This window comes from Burkholderia sp. BCC0398, from assembly GCF_902833245.1.
GTDB lineage: Bacteria > Pseudomonadota > Gammaproteobacteria > Burkholderiales > Burkholderiaceae > Burkholderia > Burkholderia sola.
The window spans coordinates 78,666-100,203 of record NZ_CADFEM010000001.1 but is presented as its reverse complement, the minus strand read 5'-3'; the positions used below and the strand labels follow the sequence as shown (position 1 = coordinate 100,203).

Genomic DNA, 21,538 nt, shown 5'->3' with positions numbered 1-21,538 from the left:
GGCATGCCGCGCGATTCGCAACTTTCGGTTTTGTGCATTGCGCGACGGCGCGCGCCGCAGGCGGTGCCGAACGCTCCACGTGTGCGTCGCGGCGCCGCAAAGTGACCGGCCGCACCCACGCGGCACGCTTTCGTCGCGCGCCGCGTGTTCGACCCTTTTTGTGCCCCTATACTACGAAGCCGGCATATGGCCGTCGGCGCGCCAGCGGCCATCCACGGATCAGGTGCTTGTCGTGCCTGAAGGAGATCCACATGGGGGACATGCAATGACTACGCTGAATCGCTTCAAATCATCCGCCGCCGTGCTGGCGACGGTGGCCGGCATCGGCTTCCTGCCGAACGCGCCCGCCTACGCGAAGGGGCCGCAGCCCGCGGTCCTGACGAGCTCGGCGGTGGCGGTGGCCGACAAGTACAGCGCGGATGCCGCGGAGCGGATCTTCAAGGAAGGCGGCAACGCGATCGACGCAGCCGTCGCGATCGCGTTCACGCTGGCCGTCACGTACCCGGAAGCCGGCAACATCGGCGGCGGCGGCTTCATGACGATCTACAAGGACGGCAAGCCGTACTTCATCGATTACCGCGAGCGCGCGCCGCTCGCCGCGACGAAGGACATGTACCTCGACAAGGACGGCAACGTCGTCAAGGGCATGAGCCTGTACGGCCCGCGCGCGGTCGGCGTGCCGGGCACGGTCGCGGGCATGTGGGAGGCGCAGAAGCGCTTCGGCAAGTTGAAGTGGAAGCAGGTGCTCGCGCCGGCGATCCACTACGCGCGCGACGGCTTCGTCGTCGACGAACAGCTCGCGCAGCGCGGCGTCGACGCATCGAAGGAGTTTGGCGGCAAGACCAACTTCGACAAGTATTTTTCCGGACTGAAGGCCGGCGCGAACTTCAAGCAGCCCGATCTCGCCGACGTGCTGACGCGCATCGCGAACGGCGGCGCGGAGGGCTTCTACAAGGGCAAGACGGCCGAACTGATCGCCGCGTCGATGAAGACCGGCGACGGCAACGGGCTGATCACGACCGAAGATCTCGCGCAGTACCGCGCGGTGTGGCGCCAGCCGGTGCAGGCGAAGTGGAACGGCTATGACGTGATCACCGCGCCGCCGCCGAGCTCCGGCGGCATCGGCCTCGTGCAGTTGCTGAAGATGAAGGCCGACCTCAAGCAGGACTTCGAGGGCGTGAAGCTCAACTCGCCGCAGTACATCCACCTCGTCGCGGAAATCGAAAAGCGCGTGTTCGCCGATCGCGCGCAGTATCTCGGCGATCCCGACTTCTACAAGGTGCCGATCGCGCAGCTGACCGACGACGCGTACATCGCGAAGCGCGCGGCCGAGGTCAACCCGAAGGAGCCGTCGGACACGAAGAGCGTGCAGCCGGGCCTCGGCACGACGATGCCGGAGAAGGCTGAAACGACGCACTTCTCGGTGGTCGACAAGTGGGGCAACGCGGTATCGAACACGTACACGATCAACGGCTATTTCGGCTCGGGTGTGATCGCCGACGGCACGGGCATCGTGCTGAACGACGAGATGGACGACTTCTCCGCGAAGCCGGGCGTCGCAAACATGTTCGGCGTGGTCGGCAGCGACGCGAACGCGATCGAACCGAAGAAGCGCCCGCTGTCGTCGATGTCGCCGACGATCATGACGAAGGACGGCAAGGTGTCGCTGGTGATCGGCACGCCGGGCGGCTCGCGCATCTTCACGTCGATCTTCCAGGTGATCAACAACATCTACGACTTCAAGATGCCGCTGAAGGAAGCGGTCGGTGCGATGCGTTTCCATCACCAGCTGCTGCCGCCGAACACGATCTTCTGGGAGCCGTACCACCCGATCGAAGGCGAACTCGCGAAGCAGATCGAGGCGCGCGGCTATACGCTGAAGGGGCAGGATTTCAGCGGCGACATCCAGGTCATCAAGATCGACGGGAAGACGCCGGAAGCGATGGCCGATCCGCGCGGGCGGGGGGTGACGCGGGTCATTCGTTGACGTTGACGTGAAGCAATGCGTGCGCGGCGACAGCGGCCGCGCGCGCCGTTCGGCAGCCGGTGTTTCGACCCGGCTGCCGAATTTTTTCAGCCGGTCGTTCGGATGAAGCCCGCGATCCGCGCGGCAATGGCTTCGGACGCATCCTCGAGGCAGCCGTGCCCGATGCCGGTCCGCTCATTTCGCTTCCGACGGGCTTGGCCGCCCGTTTTCATGAATTTGACGCGCGACGCTGGGATAATGGGCGAGTTTGGCTGCGTCAATGATGGAAGGAGGCCCCATGGGCGACAACGATACCCGCACCGAGACCGACAACCGCACCGATACGGACCCGATGGAAGCGCGCCAGCGCCGTTTCGAGGAGGATCTCGTCGACGCCTACGACGAAGAGCTCGAGATGGAGCTCGACGACCGCCGCTTCGACGATGGCGAGGACCTGCTGTTCTCGCCCGAGCGTCGCGAGGCGCGCAAGGAATATTTCCGCGAGCTGTTCCGGCTGCAGGGCGAGCTCGTGAAGCTGCAGGACTGGGTCGTGAATACCGGACACCGGCTCGTCGTCATTTTCGAGGGGCGCGACGCGGCCGGCAAGGGCGGTGCGATCAAGCGCATCACGCAGCGCCTGAACCCGCGCGTGTGCCGGGTTGCCGCGCTGCCGGCGCCGAACAACCGCGAGCGCACGCAATGGTACTTCCAGCGCTATGTCGCGCATCTGCCGGCCGGCGGCGAGATCGTGCTGTTCGACCGCAGCTGGTACAACCGTGCGGGCGTCGAGCGCGTGATGAATTTCTGTACCGACGACGAGTACGAGGAATTTTTCCGGTCGGTGCCCGAGTTCGAGAAGATGCTCGTGCGCAGCGGGATCCAGATCGTCAAGTACTGGTTCTCGATCACCGACCACGAGCAGGAGCTGCGCTTCCAGAGCCGGATCGCGGATCCGCTGAAGCAGTGGAAGCTGAGCCCGATGGACCTCGAAAGCCGCCGCCGCTGGGAGGCTTATACGGCCGCGAAGGAAGAGATGCTGCAGCGCACGCATATTCCCGAGGCGCCGTGGTGGGTCGTGCAGGCCGTCGACAAGAAGCGCGCACGGCTGAACTGCATTCACCATCTGCTGGGCCAGGTGCCGTATCACGAGGTGCCGCGCCCGACGATCGATCTGCCGCAGCGCGAGCATCACGAGGATTACATTCGCCGGCCGGTGCCGGACAACATGATCGTGCCGGACGTTTATTGAGCGATTCGCCCGGTCGATCGCAATGCGACGAAGCGCGCCGCGGTATGCGGCGCGTTTTTTTTGAGGTCTGGCGGAGGGTGGGCGGTTCGAATGCATGCAGTGCATGCGTACGCGCGCGCCGCGCGGGCTGTCGCCGCAACGGCTCAAAGATCAGGAAACCCCGAGCGCCCCTGCGTCAGATCGAACAATTCGGCTCTTGCCGCGGCTTCGGCGGTTTCGGGCAGCTTGATCACGAGCTTCACCGTCATCCCGTACGCGCTGTCCACCAGTTCATAGCCGGCTTGTTCGATCCAGCGGCGCACGCGCGCCTCTTCCGGGTAGCCGATCTCGACCGCGAGCCGCGTGCGCCGAATGCGCTCGACGCGCTCGGCATCGAGCAGCGCCGATGCGATCGCATCCGTATACGCACGCACCAGCCCGCCCGCGCCGAGCTTCACGCCGCCGTAGTAACGCACGACCGCGCCGAGCACGCCGTCGAGGTCGTGATGGCGCAGCACTTCGAGGATCGGCCGGCCCGCGGTGCCCGACGGCTCGCCGTCGTCCGACATACCGGACTGGCCGCCCGCCAGCAACGCCCAGCACACGTGGGTGGCCGCCGGATGCTCGTCGCGCAGGCGTTGCAGGACCTGCATCGCGGCATCGCGGTCCTCGACCGGAACCGCGTACGCGATGAAACGGCTCTTGCGGATTTCGAGTTCGCGGATGGTGGAGGCGGCGAGCGAGTAACTCATGCGTCGCGACGCGGAAAGTGTAGGGAAATCAAGGCGATGATAGCTGGTCGATGCGTTTGACGGGGGCCCGTGGACGAATGGATATCGTCTGCATGAGCGCGGGGCAAAGACGGAATTTTACCGTGGCGCGCGTCGAAGCATTTCGATGCCGCTGCGCACGGCATCAACGCACGCCGACCGACGACCGCAGCGCCGCGCCCAGCGTGCGCAGCGCCTGCCGGGCGTGCGCATCGGTCAGATTCGAGTAGAGCACCACGTCGCGCGTCGGCAACGGCGGCAGCCCGTAGCGCATCCCCATGTCGACGGTGCCGGCGGGCGCCACGCGATGCCCGAGCGCCGCGATGGCCAGCCCCGCGGACACCGCCGCGCCGATCGTCGCCACGCCGCCGCCGACGAAGACTTCCGTCCACGCGACACCGGCTTCGTCCAGCGCGTCGACCGCCATGCGGCGCACGCTGCACGGTTCGGCCTGCGTGGCGAGCCGCAGCGGTTGCGGCGGATGGTATTCGAAATCGGCCGCCGCCATCCAGCCGAACGACTCCGACAGAATGGTTTCGCCGTCGAGCCGCCGGCTGTCGTGCTGCAGCGCGACGGCCGCATCGAGCAGGCCGCGATCGAACGCATCGAGCACGTCGCGCGACGCGGCGACGCGGATCTCCAGCACCAGCGCCGGCTCCGCTTCGCTCATCCGCCGCAACAGCATCGGCAGATCGGCGCCGACGACATGGTGGCTGACGCCGATCACCAGCCGTCGCCGGCTCGTGCCGAATGCGCTGATTGCGCCATGGTGAGCAGCCACCAGTTCGCGCGCCGGCTCCAGGAACGCGGTGCCGTCGGCCGACAGACGAACCTGCCGCGGCGTGCGTTCCAGCAGGCGGCGGCCGAGCCCGTCTTCCAGCCGCTTGATCTTCAGGCTCACCGCGGACTGCGTGGTGTCCAGCGCCTCCGCCGCCCGCGTGAAGCTCTTGAGATCGGCGGTCAGCACGAATGCCTGCACGGCTTCGATGTCGAGCGTTTTCATCGCACCCTCGGTCATTTCAGAATCGAATCATTGAAATATTCTGCCATCGTCTTTTCAAATGATTCAAGGTCTTCTACGCTGCGCTCATGCCGTCCGGAATGCCGTCCGTTTCTTTCGCCAGGAGTCGATCATGCTGACCGCGTACTACGTGCACCGCCTGCCGGGGGACTACGACCTCGACATCATCCGCCAGCGTGTGCGCGAGCGCGGTCGCCTGTGGGACGACACGCCGGACCTGCTGTTCAAGGGATTCCTGCTGCGCGAGGCAGGCCGCCACGGCGCGACGGAAAACGGCTACGCGTCGTTTTACCTGTGGCGCAACGAACAGGCGTTCGCGCGGTTCGTGACGGACGGCCGCTATCGGGTCGTGACGGACAGCTTCGGCCGCGCGCCGATCGACACGCAGGTGGCGCTGGACGCGCGCAAGGGCAGTGCGTCGACGGGACGTTTCGCGCGTCTGGAAACGATCGAGATTCCGGCGGATGCCGACCTCGATGCGGCACTGGCGCGGGAGATCGAACGCAATCGCGAAGCGGCGGCACGGCAGGGCGTGGTCGCGGCGGCCGTCAGCCTCGATCCGCTGCGCTGGCGGCTGACGCGTGCGCTCGTGACGGAACACGAACCGGACGACGGCGGCGCGGGCACGGTGTACCAGGTCCTGCATCTGGCGAGGCCGCTGCTCGACACGCTGGAAGCGGGCAGCGCGTGATGGCCGGCATCGTGTCGCGATTGCCGGCCGGCGTGGTGGTGGCCGCGCATCTGGCGGGTGTGGTGGCGGGCATCGCCGCGATTGCGGCGCTTGCGACGATGCTGGCGCTGCTGTTCAGATAAGGCGCTTCAGCGCAGTGGTGGTTCAGAAGGGGCGCCGCGCATGCGATGCACGGCGCCCCCGGGTCGCTTCATCGCCGCTTGCTCAGTGGCCCTGCAAGCGGATATCGCGCGACGACGCGCCGACATACACGGTCCCGCCCGGCACGACCTTCCAGCCGTTGCGCGACGTATCCCACACGCTCTGCATCCGTGGCGACACGGTCACGCGCACACGCCGCGCCTCGCCCGGATTCAGCCGGATCTTTTCCCAGCCGACCAGCCGCTTCGGCGGCTCGTCCTTGTACGGCACGCCGAGATAGACCTGCGGTACTTCCGCGCCAGCCACGCGCCCGTCGTTGCGCACCGTGAACGCGACGCTCAGCGAGCCGTCCCATTGCTTCGACACCGACAGGCCCGAATACGCGAAGTGCGTATACGACAGGCCGTAGCCGAACTCGAACATCGGCTTGATGTTGCGCGCGTCATACCAGCGGTAACCCATGTTCAGCTTTTCCGCGTACACCGGGTCGGGGTCGAACGTGCCGTTTTGCCCCCACGTCGGCGAGTCCTGATCGCGCGCCGGGAACGTCACGGGCAGCTTGCCCGACGGATTGACCGCACCGAACAGCACGTTCGCGATCGCCTTGCCGCCGGCTTCGCCCGGATACCACGCCTCGACGATGGCCGACACGTTGTCCTTCCACGGCATCAGCACCGGGTTGCCGCTCTGGACGACGACGATCGTATGCGGATTCGCGCGCGCGACGGCTTCGACGAGCGCATCCTGGTTCGACGGGTTCGCGAGGCTCAGGCTCTGCAGATCGCCGAAATCCTCGCCGGCCGGCTGCGCGACCACGACGATCGCGACATCCGAGCGGCCCGCGAGCGCCGCGGCCTGATCGATTTCCTGCTGCGTGTATGCGCGGAACGGCGACTGCTGGTCGCTGTTGCCTGCATACGTGACCTGGGCGGCCGGCGCCAGCGCGCGGATCGCCGCGACGATCGGCACGTCGACCTTGAGCCACGGATTGCGCCACCAGCTGCACCCGGTCGACGACCCGAACGTCAGGCCGCCGCAGCCGGCGAACGAACCCGATACCGGGTCGCGCGTGTTGCCCGAGCCGCCGCCGGACAGCACGGCCGCATCCGCATGGCCGCCGATCACGGCGATACGCGACAGCGCCGACGCGACCAGCGGCAACTGGTTGCCGTCGTTCTTCAGCAGAACGATCGACTGCTCGGCGGCCGCCTGCGCGAACCGGTTGCCGGCCGCGAAATCGATCGTGCCGCCGCCCTGGGCCGGATCGTCCATCACGCCGACACGGATCATCACCGCGAGCTTGCGGCGCACCATGTCGTCGAGGCGCGCGGTCGACACCGAGCCGTTCGCGATCGCCTGCTTGACGGCCGCCGGCGTCAGGTACACGCTCGGCCCGACGTCTTCTTCCTCGTCGAGGCCGGCGTTGATCGCGGCGGCGGTGCTGTGCGTGGCGCCCCAGTCGGACTGCACCTGGCCCTGGAAGCCCCACTCGTTCTTCAGCACGTCGTTCAGCAGGTGAGGGTTCTCGCACGCATAGGTGCCGTTCAGGCGGTTGTAGCTGCACATCACGCTGCCGGGCCGGCCGCGCTTCGCGGCGATCTCGAACGGCAGCAGGTACAGCTCGCGCAGCGTGCGCTCGTCGATCTGCGTATTGCCGCCCATCCGGCCGTGTTCCTGCTCGTTGCCCGCGTAGTGCTTGATCGTGGCGATGACTTTCTGCCGCTGCGTGGCGAGCGTGCGTTCGGCGAGCAGGTCGCCGGCGAGCAGCGGATCCTCGCCGAGATACTCGAACAGGCGGCCGCCGCGCGGCTCGCGCGCGAGGTTGGTGCCGCCGGCGAGGCCCATGCCGAATCCTTGCGCGCGCAACTGGATCGCGACCTGCTTGCCGAAGTCGTACGACAGCCGCCGATCCCAGCTCGCGGCGACCGCGATCGTGGCCGGGAACGTCGTGCTGGCCTGCGACGTGCTGCCGGAGCCGGTCGCCGAATCGACCATGTTGAGATCGGGAATGCCGAGCCGCGGCACGCCCTGGATGTAGCCGGCGCCGCCGCCCGGCACCTTGGACATTTCGTATTGCGAATGAATGAATTGTAGTTTTTCGTCGAGCGTCATCTTGCGCACGAGCAGGTCGGCGCGCCGTTGCGCGGCGGCTGACGCGAACGTGTCGGTCGCGTCAGCCTGCGCATTGAAATCGGCGTCGCCGGCGTAGGCGGTGGTGCAGAGGGTCGCTGCCAGCACGACGGCCGGCCAGAGTGTGTCCCGCATGTTGCTCTCCTGATCGTATTGCCGGTTGTTGGAATGATGTCTGGAGTTGCGTACGTCCGGCGGATTCGCACCGGACGCATTCGGCTGGCGATGCAGGGTGGTTGCGCGTCGGCATGCCAGCCAGGCGGGGAATCGTTACGGCCGGTTGGGCTCGATCGAGCAACGCGGACGGCGACGCGGACCGTCCGATGCTGCCGAATCGGATGTAGCGATTCTCTGCAGCGACTAATCGTACGAATGTAGTTTGACTACAGCATCGGTGTTTCTACCGATACGTGTGATCTTTATTTCGTAGGGACGCGCGGCGGGGCGGAGAGGCGGTCATCGTTCCCGATCGGGCCTGCGCGGCAGAGTAAGAATTGCCTGCGCATGGGGCGCTCGGAGGGGCGGAAGGTCGGGGCGTGTATGCCCGTGCGATATGGTTCGTTGCGCGCGCATCGAACACGAACAGCGTCGGATGCCGGTCGCCCCGTGCGGAAACCGGCGCGGCACCGACAGTGGGCTAGCCGCGTCGAGCGACCGGACTGCCGGGCATCGGAATCCCGGCGCGATAGACGACGGTGGCGAGTGCCGCGGCGACCGCCGCCTCGGCCATCAGCACGGCGACGGCGGCGCCCCGCTCGGCGAAATACCTGGCGAGCACGGGCACCAGCACGATGTTCAGAATGCCCGACGACATCAGGATTCGCGTGAATGCCGACTTCATCCCGAGCGGCAGCATCGTTTGCACACCGAACAGGTCGGTCATGCCGGCCATGAACGGAATGAAGGCCATCCAGCGCAGCACCTGGACCGTCGGTTCGTACGAAGGGCCATACAGGATCCGCACGGCGAGCGGCGCGCCGAAGAAAATCGCGAGCGAGATGCCGAGCACCATCGCGACCTGCACGACGAACAGCTTGCGCAGGAACGAGAACGCGTCGTTGCGCGCATGCCGCATCAGGTAGCTGATGCGCGGATAGGTGGCCGCCTTCAGCGGTTGCAGCATGCTGAGCGCCGCGCGGATCAGCTTGTCGCCGGCGGCGAAGTAGCCGGCCGCGACGTTGCCCGAGACGAAGCCGAGCAGCACGGTGTTGGTCGACGCGTAGAACGCGATCGACGTCGACGCCAGAAACACCTGCCAGCCGCCTTTCAGCGATTCGGCGATGTCGGCCGCGCCGACGCGCACGAAGTCGATTTCACGGTTGAGGTACAGATAGGCCGCCAGCGCGATCGCGGACAGCGTCGGCACCGCTGCGTTGACGATCATCGCGCGATCGATGTCCGCCGGGCTGTGCACGAGCGCGAACATGGCCGGCAGGCTCAGGATGCGCCCGACGAACAGGATCATGCTGAGCGCGCGCAGCTTTTCCATTCCCTGGAAATACCAGCCCGGCGTGAACGCCACGCCGGCGACCATCCCGAACCCGATCAGCAGCAGGTCGCGGTCTTCGCCGAAGCGCTCGACCGCAAAGGTCAGCGCGACGAGCACGACGAAGCAGATCACCGCGATGCCGATCTGCGCGTATAGCGTCGCCCAGAAGATGCGCGAGCGTTCGGCGCGGTTGTCGCGAGCGAGCGCGATGCGCGGCGTGGCGGTCAGGTCGAAGCTGTAGCTCGTGCAGTTGGTGAGATACGCGATGACGGCGAGCGAGAACGCGAGCTGCCCGTAGCCTTCGGGCCCGAGGGCGTGCGTCAGCAGCGGTGCGATCAGCAGCGGCACGGCGTACATCGAAATCTGCAGCGTCAGCAGCAGCAGGAAATTCTTCTTGAGGTTTGACATTCGCTCGGTCGGCGCCGTGAGTGTCGCGGTGCGGCGGCATGGGACCGCGGTGCGCGCGTGCATCCGGTCGGCGCTGACCCGGGTTGCATGGGTGGGTGGCGCGTCCGGCGTCGCCGGGCACGGCCACATCGTATGGCGGCCATGATACGGGCCGCACGGGACGACTATGTTCGCGAGCCTACCGTTCGCGGATTCCGTTCGTGCGCGCGGCATGAATCGCGGCACGGCGCGCGTCGGCGTGCGTTGTCGTCTCGCGACAGCGATGAATCTATTTGTAAGCTGCCGCACCGAAGGACGTTCGAACCGAGTGCTTTAATCGATCGCACTGTTTTGGTTCACGGTGCAAACCGCCCGACGATGCCTCGGGCACGCAACATCACCTCCCGCGGGCATGGGGAGCAGGGCAACGCATGGAACCGGGCGGGCCGCGCAGGGGCGCGGCGGGGGCCGCTGCCGCGCGTTCATCGACGAGTCGCACGATCGTGGATCGCTCATTCCGGTGGAGCGGCCCGAACGCGTGTCCGCGTCCGATAAAAATACCGATCCGAGGAGTACCGATTGAAGCCGATTACGTTCGGCAGCTGCGTGGGGTGGCTGCACGAAGGACAGACGACACAAGGTGTGATCCTGTGCGAATCGCTGGGACACGAGGCATCGTGGACGCACAAGCTCATGCGGGCGATCGCCGAGCGCCTTGCCCGCGACGGCGTCACGGTGTTGCGATTCAACTATCCGTGCACTGGCGATTCCGCGGGCGACGACCGTGACGCCGATCGGTACGCCGCGACCGTCGGCAGCATTCACGATGCGATCGATCTGCTGCGCGACCAGGTCGGTGTCGCGTCGCTGACGCTCGTCGGAATCCGCGCGGGCGCGCTGTTCGCGATGCTGGCCGCCGCGGGCGACGGGCAGCACCCGTCGCCGCGCGTCGACGCATTGGTGGCGCTCGCGCCGGCCGTGCGCGGACGCGCTTATCTTCGCGAGCTGTCGTTCGTGCATCGCCAGTGGCTCGACGTCACGTCGCCTGCGATTCGCACCGCCCATCGTGACGAGCCCTGCATGAACGTGCTCGGGCACCGCTTTCCGGACGATTTCGTCGCCGCGTTGAAGGCGGTCGATCTGTGCGACGTCGTGCGCGCTGCCCCGAGGCTGCCTGATGCGATGCTGCTGATTCAGCCCGATCAGGACGGACCTGCGTTGCGCGATGCGCTGCTCGCGCGGGGCGTGAACGTGGCGGCCGATCCGTTTCGCGAATGGCCGACGACGATGCTGGACGGGACGCGCTCGCGCCTGCCGCTCGCGGCCATCGACACGCTCGCGCGCTGGATCGGCGAACGCGTGCCGCGCACGGCCGCCAGCGTCGACCCGATGTGGCGGCATGATCCACCGTGGAACGGCGAATCGGCCGCCGCGCTCGACATGACCGACATGACCGAGCAGGTCGTCGCGGTCGGGCCGGACCGGTTGGTCGGCGTACTGTGCCGTCCCGCCGATACGGGGCCGGCGAATCCCGCCGCTCCGGCGCTCGTGATCGCGAACACGTCGACGAATCCGCGAAGCGGCGAAGGCCGCTTCAGCGTGCGCCTCGCGCGGACGCTTGCACGCGCCGGCGTCACGACGCTGCGGATCGACGTGAACGGCGTCGGCGACAGCGGCGCGGCTGCGCTCGACGACCAGTCGCGCGTCGTGTATTCGGCGCAGTCGAGCGACGACGTGGCGGCCGCCGCCGACTGGCTGCGTGCGCTCGGCCATCCTGACGTGGTCGCGGCCGGCATCTGTTCCGGCGCCTATGCGGCATTGCATGCGGCCGTGAAGACGCCGTCGCTCGGCGGCGTGATCGCGATAAACCTGGCGCGCTTCGTGTGGCCGGCCGGGCTCTCGCTCGACGCGGTGCAGAAGCAGCGGAACAACTCGGTGCGCGGTTACTGGCTGTCGGTGCGCGACTGGCAGAAGTGGAAACGCCTCGTGCGCGAACGGCGCGATTTGCGGCCGATCGCGCGCGCCGTCGCCGCCAATGCGATCGCGCGAGTCAGCGTGCCGGTGAAGGAGGCGGCCGCGCGCGTCGGCTGGAAGCCGCGCGCCGGCACCCCACGCGGCGTGATGCACGTGCTTGCGCAGCGCAATGTCCGCACGACCCTGGTATATGGCGCGCTCGATCCCGGCATCGACGATGTCCGGCGCCACTTCGGCGCGATCGAGCACGCATTCGGATGCTCGCGTCACGTGCGGCTGCATCTCGAGCCGCAGGTCGATCACGCGGTGTACGGCGCGGTCGGCACGGACATCGTGATCGCGCGGTGCTTGCAGGCGCTCGGTCGCGACTTGACGAGGCCGGCCGTGCACGTTGCCGATCCCGTCGCGCGCGAAGCGGCAGCGGGATCGTACGCAAACGTGTCGGTCGGCAGCCCGTGATGCGCGCGGTGCCGCACGCGTCGGCGCTTTGGGGCGCGATCCCCGCTTCGTATGAAGATCGACGTTCGGTGGGGTCGCTCACAGACGCGCCGTTCGCCGTGGTGTCCAATCCCTTATCGATGCATGCACGGTCGTGCCGCGGCATGACCGGCCGGGACGGGTCAGTCGCGATCGCCCGGCTCCGCATAGGGTGATTTCGCGTAGGGCGATGCGTACAACGTGTCGCTGCGCCATACGTCGTCGGCGGGCGCATGGGCGACCTGCGCGCGATGTGGCCGCGTCGGCACGAGCGGCCGGCGCAACGCGATGCGGGCCCGCGTGTCGGGCTGGACGGCGGCGCTCGCGGGTGCTGTCGCCGCAGATGCAGCCGCGGACGCAGTCGCTGCGGGTTCGGCGGCCGCGTTCGCGCCGGCAGCTTGCGCCGAGCGTTGTGGCGGCACCGGCGCAACGAGCGTCGACGACGCGAAGGGCGATGTATCGGCAGGCGTGCCGGACAGCGTTTGCGCACCGGCGGTACAGAGGAAGCCGGTCGACACGATGCAGACGAACGGCGCAAGCGACGAAGAGAAGTTCATGACGGATCGTACGGAATGACGTGCGGTGAAGAGGGTGGTGCGGCATGCAAGCTGCAATGCAAGCCGCGCTGGGCAAGCGTAATGCCGGAATTCGCCGCGTTCGGCGGGTTACCGCACAGTTTTGGAAGGACACCATGTCAATCACCACGCAACCGGAATCGACGCGCGGCACGCCGCGGCCCGGCGCCCGTCGCGCACCGTGGCTGTCGCGCATGGCGATCGTGGCGGCCGCATGCGCGCTGAGCGCATGTGTGCTGTCGCCGGGCATGACTTACCGCGCGCCGGCGGAGCGCGACGCGAATGCGCGCGTGAGCGCCGACGCATCGGGGTCGGGCGGCCTCGACGGCGTGCAGAACGTGTCGAGCGAGGATCTGATCGAGATCACGCCGGCATTCGTCGCCCAGCACCAGGCGGGGCGGTCGGCCAATGTCGACGCGGAGATCCGCCGGCTGTTCGGCAAGCCGACGCCGTATACGATCGGCCCCGGCGACGTGCTGGGCATCGTCGTATGGGACCACCCCGAATTGAACCTGCCGACGACACAGACGCTCGGCGGCGGTGACGGCGTCGGCGCCAGCTCGGTCGCGACGGGCTATACGGTCGACGCGACCGGCAACGTCCAGTTCGCGTACGCGGGCCTCGTGCACGTGGCGGGATTGACCGAGGCACAGGCGCGCGCGCTGCTGACGAAGCGGCTCGGCGAATACGTGCGCAAGCCGCAGCTCGCACTGCGCGTGCAGAGCTACCGCAGCAAGCGGGTCTATCTCGACGGCGAGGTGCGCACGCCGGGCCTGCAGATCGTCAACGACATGCCGATGACGCTGCCCGAGGCGATCGACCGCGCGGGCGGTTTCACGCCGACGGCCGATCGCTCGCAGGTTTCGGTGACGCGCGGCGACACGACCGTGAACGTGAGCCTGCCTGCCCTGATCGCGGCGGGCGTGAATCCGTCGAACATCCTGTTGCGCGACGGCGATCTCGTGCGCGTGCGTGCGGCGAGCGACGCGAAGGTATTCGTGCTCGGCGAGGTATCGCGGCCCGCGACGCTGACGTTGACCGACGGCCGGATGAGCCTCGGCGAAGCGCTCGGCGACACGGGCGGCGTGAGTCAGTACACGTCGGATGCGCGCCAGGTGTTCGTCGTGCGCCGCGGCCCCGACAATCGCCCGCGGGTGTACCACCTCGACGGCAGCTCGCCCGCGTCGTTCGCGCTCGCCGACCAGTTTCCGCTCGAGCGGCGCGACGTCGTGTTCGTCGATGCGTCATCGCTGGTGCGCTGGAGCCGCGTCGTGAACCTGCTGATTCCGTCGTCCGCGCAAGGTGCGCTGACGGCGAAAGCCATTTCGCCGTGATGCCCGAGGCGGATTTCGTGACCGCGACCGTGCGTCGCGCCATACGGGACTGATGCTGTATGAACACTTCGACCCTGCCTGACCCGCACAGCGGGCGCATTCTGCGGCCGTCCTATCCGGTGCGCCGCTACTGGAGCATGCTGTATGGCGGCCGGCGACTGATCGTCTGCACGGCGCTCGCGGGCGCGCTCGCGGGCGGCCTGTATGCGCTGTTCGCGGCTCCCGTTTACCGCTCCGACATCCTGTTTCAGGTCGAGCAAAGCCAGACCGATTCGAAGCAGACGTCGCCGCCCGGCGATCCGTCGTCGGTGTTCGATCTGAAGACCGATGCATCGACCGAGATCGAGGTGCTCAAATCCCGTGCGGTGCTCGACCGCGCGATCCAGAGCACGAACCTCGCCCTCGACGCACGGCCGCATTACCTGCCGCTGATCGGCTGGCGCTTCGTGAACGCGGCCGACGGGCTGTCGTCGCCGTTGCCGGGCGGATACGTGTATGGCACCGAGCGCATCGACGTGCCGACCTTCGACGTGCCCAAGCGCCTGCTCGGCAAGCGTTTCGCGCTGACCGTCGGCGACGACGGCGCCTACACGCTGCAGCGCACGGGCTTTTTCGGCCGGAAAGGACCGGCATGGCAGGGCCGCATCGGCCAGCCGCTGCACGTCGAGACGCCGCAGGGGCCGATCGACGTGTTCGTGCGCGACGTGGCCGGCCAGCCCGGCGCACGCTTCGACCTGACGCGCTACAGCGACGAGGAGGCGACGACGTGGCTGCAGAAGAACGCGCTGATCTCGGAGCGCGGCAAGCAGTCGAACATGATCGGCGTGACGCTCGACGGCATCGATCCCGTGCACGACAGCCGTGTGCTGAACGCGATCGGAGATGCGTATCTGGCGCAGAACACGCAGCGCAAGTCCGAGGCGGCCGACAAGCTGATCCGATACATGGACGGCCAGTTGCCGCAATTGAAGGCGCAGCTGGAAGCGGCGGAGAGCCGCTTCAACGCATTCCGTGCATCGCACGGGACGGTCAATACGAGCGATGAGGCACTGGCATTGCGTCAACAGTCGGTCGACATCGAGACGCGCGTGCAGACGCTGCAGCAGCGGCGCGAGGAACTGCTGACGCGCTTCATGCCGAAGCATCCGGCCATCGTGGCCGTCGATGCGCAGCTCGCCGATGCGCAGCGCGCGCTCGACACGGCCCGCAAGCAGATCCAGCAACTGCCGACCGTCGAGCAGGGCGTGCTGCAACTGCAGCGCGACGTGGCCGTCGACACCGCGCTGTACACGAACCTGCTCAATACGCGCCAGCAGATGGTCCTCGCGCGTGCCAGCAAGACGGGCACCGTGCGAATCGTCGATACGGCGAAGGTCGCCGAGCAACCGATCGGTCCGCATCGCGGGGTCGCGGTGGTCGGCTTGCTGATGGTCGGCCTGATGGCGGGCGCGGCGATCGTGGTCGCCCGGCAGCGTGTCGTTGGCACGATCGGCGACGCGGAGGAAATCGAGTGGGCGACGGGTTTGCCGGTGTTCGCGACGGTCCCGCACAGCGCCGTCGCGGCACAAGCGGAGCTGCGGTCAAAGGTGCGCCGGCGCGGCCAGCGCATGCTGGCGACGCAGGTCCAGGCCGACGGACAGGACGCGGCGCTCGAAAGCCTGCGCAATTTCCGGGCGGCGCTGCAACTGTCGATGCCGGCCGCATCGAATCCCGTCGTGCTGATTTCCGGCCCGACGACGGGTGTCGGCAAGTCGTTCGTCGCGGCCAACATCGCGTCGCTCGTGGGCGCCGCGAAGCGGAGCGTCCTGCTGATCGATGCCGACTTGCGCAAGGGATCGCTGCACGACCGGTTCCGCTATAGCCGCGCGCCAGGGCTGTCCGACGTGGTGGCGGGCACCCACACGCTCGACGACGCAATCAAGCGCGGCGTCGCACCGGGCCTGGATTTCATCGCGATGGGCAACGTCGTTCCCGATCCGGGCGAACTGCTGCTGCAGCCCGCGCTCGCCGAACTGATCGAGCGGGTCGCGTCTCGCTACGACATGGTCGTGCTCGACGGCCCGCCGTTGCTCCCGGTCGCCGATGCGCTGGTGCTGGGGCACCTGGCGGGCGCCGTGTTCCTCGTCGCGCGGAGCGGCGTGACGACGTTGACGGAACTCGATGAAAGCGCGCGGCGGCTCGAGCACGCGCATATCGGCGTACGGGGCGTGATCCTGAACGACTACAAGGGCGCGCCGGGACGGTACGACTACGGCTACAACGATGCGAACACGCATCAGGCCACGTCGGGGTTGACGGGGATGATGGCGTCGCGGCAACGGGCGGAACGCCCGTCATGAACCGGCGAGCGGGCAGGGCTGGGGCCGGGCCGCGACCAGGCCCGGCGACGTTGCGCGGGATGGCGCGCGTGCGCGGTGCGGCGGGCGGTTACACGGGCTACTGGTGGGAAGATCCGGCCCGGCTCGTGCTGATGTTCATCCTGCCGTTGTACGGATTGCTGTCGCTCAGCCTGCTGGGCGACCAGAAGTCGATCGCGAGAATCTATTTCGACGGCTACTACGCGTTCGTCGGCGCGCTGTTCCTGATGGTGGTGGCGGCCACGGCGTGGCTCGCGACGACCGAAGCGCGGACGCGGCGCGGGCCGCCGGAAATGCCCGTCGAGGTGCCGCCGCGCGTGCTCGATTGCCTGTTTGCACTCGCGCTGTTCGGCAATCTCGTGATGATGAGCGGAGTCATCGCGCGTCCGGCGCTGCTGCTCGAGTTCCTGCACGGGCAGGCTACCGCGTACGACATGCTCCAGCAGATCGGTCGGATCACCGGGTTGAGTTCGTTCACGCAGGCGACGGCGCCGTTCGTCGCGCTCTATTTCTACGTGTTCCGAACGCCGGCGAAAGGCCTGAACCGCTACAAGATCTACATGGCCGTGCTCGCGGTGCTGACGCTGCTGCGCAGCTTCCTGTTCGCGGAGCGCCTCGCGTTGATCGAGATGGTGATGCCGCTCGCGTTGATGGTCGTGCGGTTCCGGCTGCACGGCCGGTATGCGCGGCTGCTGACGCTCGGGCCGTACGCGGCGATCCCGCTGTTGTTCGCGCTGTTTATCGCGAACGAGTACAACCGTTCATGGGAAGCCTATTACGTCAACATCTACGACAACATCTTCGACTTCGCGCTCGAACGGCTCGGCCTGTACTATTCGACGTCGCTGAACAACGGTGCGGGGATGCTCGCCGTGCTCGGCTGGGGGCAGGGCCATCCGATGTTCACGTTCGATTGGCTGATGCGCTTTCCGGTGATCGGCGCGACGTTCCAGCCGTGGTTCGATTCGAGCGACAGCTTCAACCTGTTTCTGAACAGCTACGCGGACCCGGAATTCAACAATCCGTCCGGGATCTTCGTCCACTTCTATGAATGGGGCTGGTTCGGGCTGCTTGACGCAGCCGTGCTCGGCTGGATGGTTGGCCGCAGCTATGCGGGCTGGCGCAGCGGCAACGGATTCTGGTGCTGCGCGCACGCGGTGCTCTACGTGTCACTGATGGAAATCATGCGTACGCCAAATCTGTTCAGCGGACGCAATTTCCTGCCGATCGTGTTGCCGATCATCGTGTTCCATTGGTTCGGGAAGCGCCCGGCGGGCGTTGGGCCTTCCGGGCATACGGGATCCGGACGCGGGACGCGCGCCGCGGAAACGAACGAGCGGGGCGGCAGTGCAACGGCATAGCGGCTCGCAGGGCGCCCGGACCTCGGGATGATCGCGCGAAGCTCAAGCGGTACGCGTTCGTACCGCCGTGTCGCGTCCTGGCCACGCGGGGAAGCCGGCAATGTGCGCGAAGCCTGTCCGCAATGCGACCAGATAGACGACGATCGGGATCGCGACACCGGCCAGCGTGCCGAGTACGAGGTGTAAGGCGAGATCGGTGATGCCGGCGCGCATCAGCACGATCCGTACGGCCGCCATCGCGAAGATGTGGGTCAGGTAGATCGGCATCGATGCGCAACCGATTGCCGCCAGCCATGCCGCGCGTGCCGGCTGCGACGCATACCGATGCGCGAGTTGCAGCGTCAGCGCGATGCCCGAGAACGCGGCGGGAAGCGCCCAGATGCTCGTCGCGCCACCGAAGCCGTGAGCGAATACAACTGCGGCGACGAATGCCGTTGCCGTGGCGGCGCATGCGGTTGGCCCGCTGTTGCGCGCGAGCCAGCCGGGCAACGCCTGCGACGCAATGACGCCCGTCACGAAGAACGGTGCGTTCATCAGCGTGATCGACAGGATGCCCCACTGCGTCGCCGCGCCGAGTACCAGCCCGAGCACCGCGCATCCGGCGAGCCAGCCGCGCGCCCGCGATGGCATGGGTGAACGCGTCGTATTCGGCACGGCCGCCGCGAAAGCCCGGATGCCGAGCATGCAGAGCATCAGCGCGTACAGGAACCAGAACTGTGCGAACGGTCGCCAGCCGATCGCCAGCAGGTCGTCCAGCGTGAACGGATGATTGGTGCCGTGCGACGCCATTGCAATCTGCACGGCGCCCTGCGCGATCGACCACAGCAGGTACGGATACACGATCGTCCTGATCTTCGACCACAAGAAACCGTCCGGCGCGCGGCGCAGCGAGCTGCAGACGTGCAGGCCGGACAGGAAGAAGAACAACGGCATGTGGAACGTGTAGATCACGTAGTCGTTCCACGCGAATGCCGTGTCGGCCGCGCCTGTCGGCACAAGGTCGGCGGAAACGGCACCGCGCAGCACGTGGCCGTATACGACAAGAATGATTCCCGCGCCGCGGGCGACATCGAGGCTGGTTTCGCGAGCAGTCATGATGAAGGGGCGGTCGGCCCGTCAGGTTCCGCACCGCCGGGATATCGGACAGTCGTTCACTGTATGGCGGACCGATGCGCAGGACAGTGCGGTGGGCGACAGTGGGTCGTCGTGCAGCCCGACGGATGTCCTACAGCCCCTCGAATATCGCCTTCATCATCTCGGCGCTTCGGCTCCAGCGATACTTCTCCGCGTGCAGGCTTCCCTTGCGTTTGAGCTCGGCCCTGAGTGCGTCGGAATCGAGCAGGCTCCGCAATTTCCGCGCGATGTCGTCCTGCGAATACGGATCGCAGTACAGCGCCGCATCGGCACAGACTTCCGGCAGGGCCGCAGATTTGCCGACTACGACCGGGCAGCCGTAGCGCATCGCCTCGAGAGGCGGTATGCCGAAGCCTTCGTAGATCGACGGATACAGGAAGCACGCGGCGTGCTGATACAGCGCCTTCAATTGTTCGTCGCTGATATAGCCGACGTACTTGACGTTCGGTTCCGCCGCCGCCATGAGGTCCTGCTTGCCGAACACGGTGGTGTTCTGCATCCCGACGATGACGAGATCGACCGACGGATCGTCGATCTGCCTGAACGCCGCGATCAGCCGGCCGAAGTTCTTGGTGGGATTCATGCTGCTGACCGCGAGCACGAACCGGTTCGGTGTCAGCGCATGCTTATCGAGCACGCTGGTGTCCGGTTCCAGGGTGTCGAGATGATCCGCGCCGAGCGGCACGACGCTGATCTTCTCCGCGGCAACCCCGCAGTGATGCGCGAGGCGATCCCGCGAGAAATAGGAGTTGGTCAGCACGCAGACGGAGGTTCGCGCCAGGATCCAGAACATGACCCGGTACCACATGCGAAACGGGCGGGAGAAATGCGCGGGGGTGTCGAACACGGCCGCGTCGTGCATGTAGATGATCTGGTTGCCGATGAAAATGGATGCCGAATTGCTGAGATTGACGATGCGGCCGCGGCGTGCGAACAACGGGAGCACCAGCTGTTCCCACACCACGCCCTTGTAAAAGCCGACTTTGACCATCTTCGCTCCGCTTACCTCGATGCCCGGCTGCGGAGGCACCAGCACGGTTACCGGATCCTGCGGCTGAAACTTGATCAATGCGGCGATCAGCTCGCGTGCGACGCGTTGCACCCCGGTTGTCTTCTGCGTGGTGAATCGGCCGTTGTATACGAGTGGCTTCGGTTTCTTGAACGAGATCATGTCCATAAGGGGATATCGAAATCAGGCTTTGACGTGATCCGCTGCAACCGGCTTGAACTCGCGCGTGTCGACGCGCGGCTCGTCGGTGCCGAGTCCGTAAAGCGCATGCCATTGCCGGAAGATCGCGCTCATCGAAAACCGCTGAATGGCCCGCTTTCGCGCGGCATCACCCATCCGCTCGCGAAGCTGCCGATCGTCGCGAAGGGCGGTCACGTACTCGACCATCTCGTCGGCGGTTGACGCGACATAGCCCGTCACACCATGAATCACCACGTCGCGATTGCCGACAACGTTCGTCACGACGGCCGGAATTCCGGCAACCTGCGCTTCGATCAGCGCGACCGGCATGCCTTCCCAGCGCGAGGTCTGGACATAGATGTCGAGTTCCGACGTCAGCGCCAGCGCGCGTTCGCGGGTTACCCAGCCACTGCATGCGACGGCCTCGCGCGCGGCGGAATCCGGGATCTCGGCCGCGTTGCCGCCGATCCACAGAAACTCGACGCTGGCGCCGTGCAACATGTCGGCGAGTCGCACGAATGCTTCATGGTTCTTCTGGAACGACGCGCGGCCGCTCATCCCGATCACGACCTTGTGGTCGTCGCGCGTACGGCGGGCCGGAATCTCCGCGACGTTCACGCCGTTTTCCACCAGGACCGCCGATCTTGGCCTGACTTTTCCGTTGATCTCGCCGAGCTCGCTGCCCGAGCACGCGACAATGGTGCCGCCGATGCGCGCCGCGATGCGCTCGAAGCTCAGATAAGCGAACTGCTTGATGGGCGACACGTCGCAGCGCAGGAATGACAGGCCGTGTGGCGAGTAGAGAACCGTTGCATTCGGGGCGGCGATCCGGGCAGCGATACGTCCCAGCACGCCGGCCTTCGACGAGTGCAGATGAATCGCGGTCGGCTTGCAGTCGCGCAGGGTACGGACGAGCGCGTGCACGCTCCGCAGATCCTGCCGGACGTTGACCTCGCGCACCATGTCGACATAGACCAGCTTCACGTCGGGCCGGAACAGCGTCGAGAAATCGGCCGGCGTTTCCGGGCGGATCGCGTGCAGCACCGTCACGTCCACGCCGGCCGCGGCGGCATGGTTGGCGAGATAGGTGAGCATCGACAGCACGCCGCCGCCGAATGCTTCGGCAATATGAACGATCTTTTCCTGGGTCATCTCTCGGTCTGTCGATTCGGTCGCGCTGTTCGTTACCCAGTGCGACGATGGAGGCGGCGTATCGTCAAGTCGTCAGCGGACCACGCATGCCGTACGTCCTATCCATTACGCATTCCTGATTGATTGATGCGCGATCGCCGCCGCCATTGCTTCCGGTCTGTC

At 66.8% G+C, this 21,538-nt stretch carries 16 protein-coding genes; 8 read left to right on the top strand and 8 right to left on the bottom strand.

The features are described 5' to 3' along the window. Positions 1-265: 265 nt before the first annotated feature. Positions 266-1,987: a gamma-glutamyltransferase gene (ggt, locus tag HWX76_RS00420; protein ID WP_050010847.1), complete on the top strand. Its 1,722-nt coding sequence runs from the start codon at positions 266-268 to the stop codon at positions 1,985-1,987. Positions 1,988-2,264: 277 nt separating this feature from the next. Continuing rightward, complete coding sequence (ppk2, locus tag HWX76_RS00415) at positions 2,265-3,215, top strand: polyphosphate kinase 2 (RefSeq protein WP_050010849.1); 951 nt, start codon at positions 2,265-2,267, stop codon at positions 3,213-3,215. 143 nt (positions 3,216-3,358) lie between these two features. Here the strand turns inward: ppk2 and HWX76_RS00410 are convergent, their stop codons facing one another. Continuing rightward, positions 3,359-3,946 carry a YigZ family protein gene (locus HWX76_RS00410; protein WP_124630314.1) on the bottom strand — a complete coding sequence of 196 codons (588 nt, stop codon included), beginning with the start codon at positions 3,944-3,946 and terminating at the stop codon, positions 3,359-3,361. A 163-nt stretch (positions 3,947-4,109) separates the two neighbouring features. Then, positions 4,110-4,967, bottom strand: coding sequence for a LysR family transcriptional regulator (locus HWX76_RS00405; RefSeq protein WP_050011079.1), 858 nt, complete (start codon positions 4,965-4,967; stop codon positions 4,110-4,112). A 130-nt stretch (positions 4,968-5,097) separates the two neighbouring features. On the opposite strand from HWX76_RS00405, the gene HWX76_RS00400 reads away from it, so the two are divergent. Then, positions 5,098-5,676 carry a DUF4865 family protein gene (locus HWX76_RS00400; RefSeq protein ID WP_176015339.1) on the top strand — a complete coding sequence of 193 codons (579 nt, stop codon included), beginning with the start codon at positions 5,098-5,100 and terminating at the stop codon, positions 5,674-5,676. Further along, positions 5,676-5,798 (top strand): hypothetical protein, encoded by a 123-nt coding sequence (locus HWX76_RS36895; RefSeq protein ID WP_256121801.1) that lies wholly within the window; start codon positions 5,676-5,678, stop codon positions 5,796-5,798. Before HWX76_RS00400 ends, HWX76_RS36895 begins: the two co-directional genes overlap by 1 nt. Before the next feature lie 82 nt (positions 5,799-5,880). Here HWX76_RS36895 and HWX76_RS00395 read toward each other — a convergent pair whose 3' ends face one another. Next, complete coding sequence (locus HWX76_RS00395) at positions 5,881-8,082, bottom strand: glycoside hydrolase family 3 C-terminal domain-containing protein (RefSeq protein ID WP_050010853.1); 2,202 nt, start codon at positions 8,080-8,082, stop codon at positions 5,881-5,883. 502 nt (positions 8,083-8,584) lie between these two features. After that, positions 8,585-9,844, bottom strand: a complete 1,260-nt coding sequence (locus tag HWX76_RS00390; RefSeq protein ID WP_050010854.1) for an oligosaccharide flippase family protein — start codon at positions 9,842-9,844, stop codon at positions 8,585-8,587. Between the two features lie 558 nt (positions 9,845-10,402). On the opposite strand from HWX76_RS00390, the gene HWX76_RS00385 reads away from it, so the two are divergent. Beyond that, positions 10,403-12,256 (top strand): alpha/beta hydrolase, encoded by a 1,854-nt coding sequence (locus HWX76_RS00385; RefSeq protein WP_176015338.1) that lies wholly within the window; start codon positions 10,403-10,405, stop codon positions 12,254-12,256. Positions 12,257-12,417: 161 nt separating this feature from the next. On the opposite strand, the gene HWX76_RS00380 is transcribed toward HWX76_RS00385, so the two are convergent. Beyond that, entirely contained in the window at positions 12,418-12,831 is a 414-nt protein-coding gene (locus HWX76_RS00380) for a hypothetical protein (protein ID WP_176015337.1), read from the bottom strand. 134 nt (positions 12,832-12,965) lie between these two features. Here HWX76_RS00380 and HWX76_RS00375 point away from each other — a divergent pair, with 134 nt between their 5' ends. The 3 genes from HWX76_RS00375 to HWX76_RS00365 are packed head-to-tail and all read left to right on the top strand — an operon-like array spanning position 12,966 to position 17,901. Then, positions 12,966-14,183 carry a polysaccharide biosynthesis/export family protein gene (locus tag HWX76_RS00375; protein WP_089489291.1) on the top strand — a complete coding sequence of 406 codons (1,218 nt, stop codon included), beginning with the start codon at positions 12,966-12,968 and terminating at the stop codon, positions 14,181-14,183. A 59-nt stretch (positions 14,184-14,242) separates the two neighbouring features. Then, the gene (locus tag HWX76_RS00370; protein ID WP_176015336.1) at positions 14,243-16,522 is read left to right on the top strand and encodes a polysaccharide biosynthesis tyrosine autokinase; all 2,280 of its coding nucleotides are present in this window, start codon (positions 14,243-14,245) and stop codon (positions 16,520-16,522) included. Beyond that, the gene (locus HWX76_RS00365; protein ID WP_244137924.1) at positions 16,519-17,901 is read left to right on the top strand and encodes an oligosaccharide repeat unit polymerase; all 1,383 of its coding nucleotides are present in this window, start codon (positions 16,519-16,521) and stop codon (positions 17,899-17,901) included. Before HWX76_RS00370 ends, HWX76_RS00365 begins: the two co-directional genes overlap by 4 nt. Before the next feature lie 42 nt (positions 17,902-17,943). Here HWX76_RS00365 and HWX76_RS00360 read toward each other — a convergent pair whose 3' ends face one another. From HWX76_RS00360 to HWX76_RS00350, 3 genes are all read right to left on the bottom strand, one after another. After that, entirely contained in the window at positions 17,944-18,996 is a 1,053-nt protein-coding gene (locus HWX76_RS00360; protein WP_089489293.1) for an acyltransferase, read from the bottom strand. 130 nt (positions 18,997-19,126) lie between these two features. After that, positions 19,127-20,206, bottom strand: coding sequence for a glycosyltransferase family 1 protein (locus tag HWX76_RS00355; protein WP_050011080.1), 1,080 nt, complete (start codon positions 20,204-20,206; stop codon positions 19,127-19,129). A gap of 21 nt (positions 20,207-20,227) precedes the next feature. Beyond that, a complete protein-coding gene (locus HWX76_RS00350; protein ID WP_050010864.1) occupies positions 20,228-21,376 on the bottom strand; it encodes a glycosyltransferase in 1,149 nt (382 codons plus the stop codon). Positions 21,377-21,538 lie beyond the last annotated feature (162 nt).

Coding starts and splice junctions, on each gene's coding strand:
- HWX76_RS00365 (WP_244137924.1), top strand. CDS start 16,519: ATGAACCGGCGAGCGGGCAGGGCTGGGGCCGGGCCGCGACCAGGCCCG.
- HWX76_RS00350 (WP_050010864.1), bottom strand. CDS start 21,376: ATGACCCAGGAAAAGATCGTTCATATTGCCGAAGCATTCGGCGGCGGC.
- HWX76_RS00410 (WP_124630314.1), bottom strand. CDS start 3,946: ATGAGTTACTCGCTCGCCGCCTCCACCATCCGCGAACTCGAAATCCGC.
- ggt (WP_050010847.1), top strand. CDS start 266: ATGACTACGCTGAATCGCTTCAAATCATCCGCCGCCGTGCTGGCGACG.
- HWX76_RS00400 (WP_176015339.1), top strand. CDS start 5,098: ATGCTGACCGCGTACTACGTGCACCGCCTGCCGGGGGACTACGACCTC.
- HWX76_RS00360 (WP_089489293.1), bottom strand. CDS start 18,996: ATGACTGCTCGCGAAACCAGCCTCGATGTCGCCCGCGGCGCGGGAATC.
- HWX76_RS00355 (WP_050011080.1), bottom strand. CDS start 20,206: ATGATCTCGTTCAAGAAACCGAAGCCACTCGTATACAACGGCCGATTC.
- ppk2 (WP_050010849.1), top strand. CDS start 2,265: ATGGGCGACAACGATACCCGCACCGAGACCGACAACCGCACCGATACG.
- HWX76_RS00405 (WP_050011079.1), bottom strand. CDS start 4,967: ATGAAAACGCTCGACATCGAAGCCGTGCAGGCATTCGTGCTGACCGCC.
- HWX76_RS00370 (WP_176015336.1), top strand. CDS start 14,243: ATGAACACTTCGACCCTGCCTGACCCGCACAGCGGGCGCATTCTGCGG.
- HWX76_RS00380 (WP_176015337.1), bottom strand. CDS start 12,831: ATGAACTTCTCTTCGTCGCTTGCGCCGTTCGTCTGCATCGTGTCGACC.
- HWX76_RS36895 (WP_256121801.1), top strand. CDS start 5,676: ATGGCCGGCATCGTGTCGCGATTGCCGGCCGGCGTGGTGGTGGCCGCG.
- HWX76_RS00390 (WP_050010854.1), bottom strand. CDS start 9,844: ATGTCAAACCTCAAGAAGAATTTCCTGCTGCTGCTGACGCTGCAGATT.
- HWX76_RS00375 (WP_089489291.1), top strand. CDS start 12,966: ATGTCAATCACCACGCAACCGGAATCGACGCGCGGCACGCCGCGGCCC.
- HWX76_RS00395 (WP_050010853.1), bottom strand. CDS start 8,082: ATGCGGGACACACTCTGGCCGGCCGTCGTGCTGGCAGCGACCCTCTGC.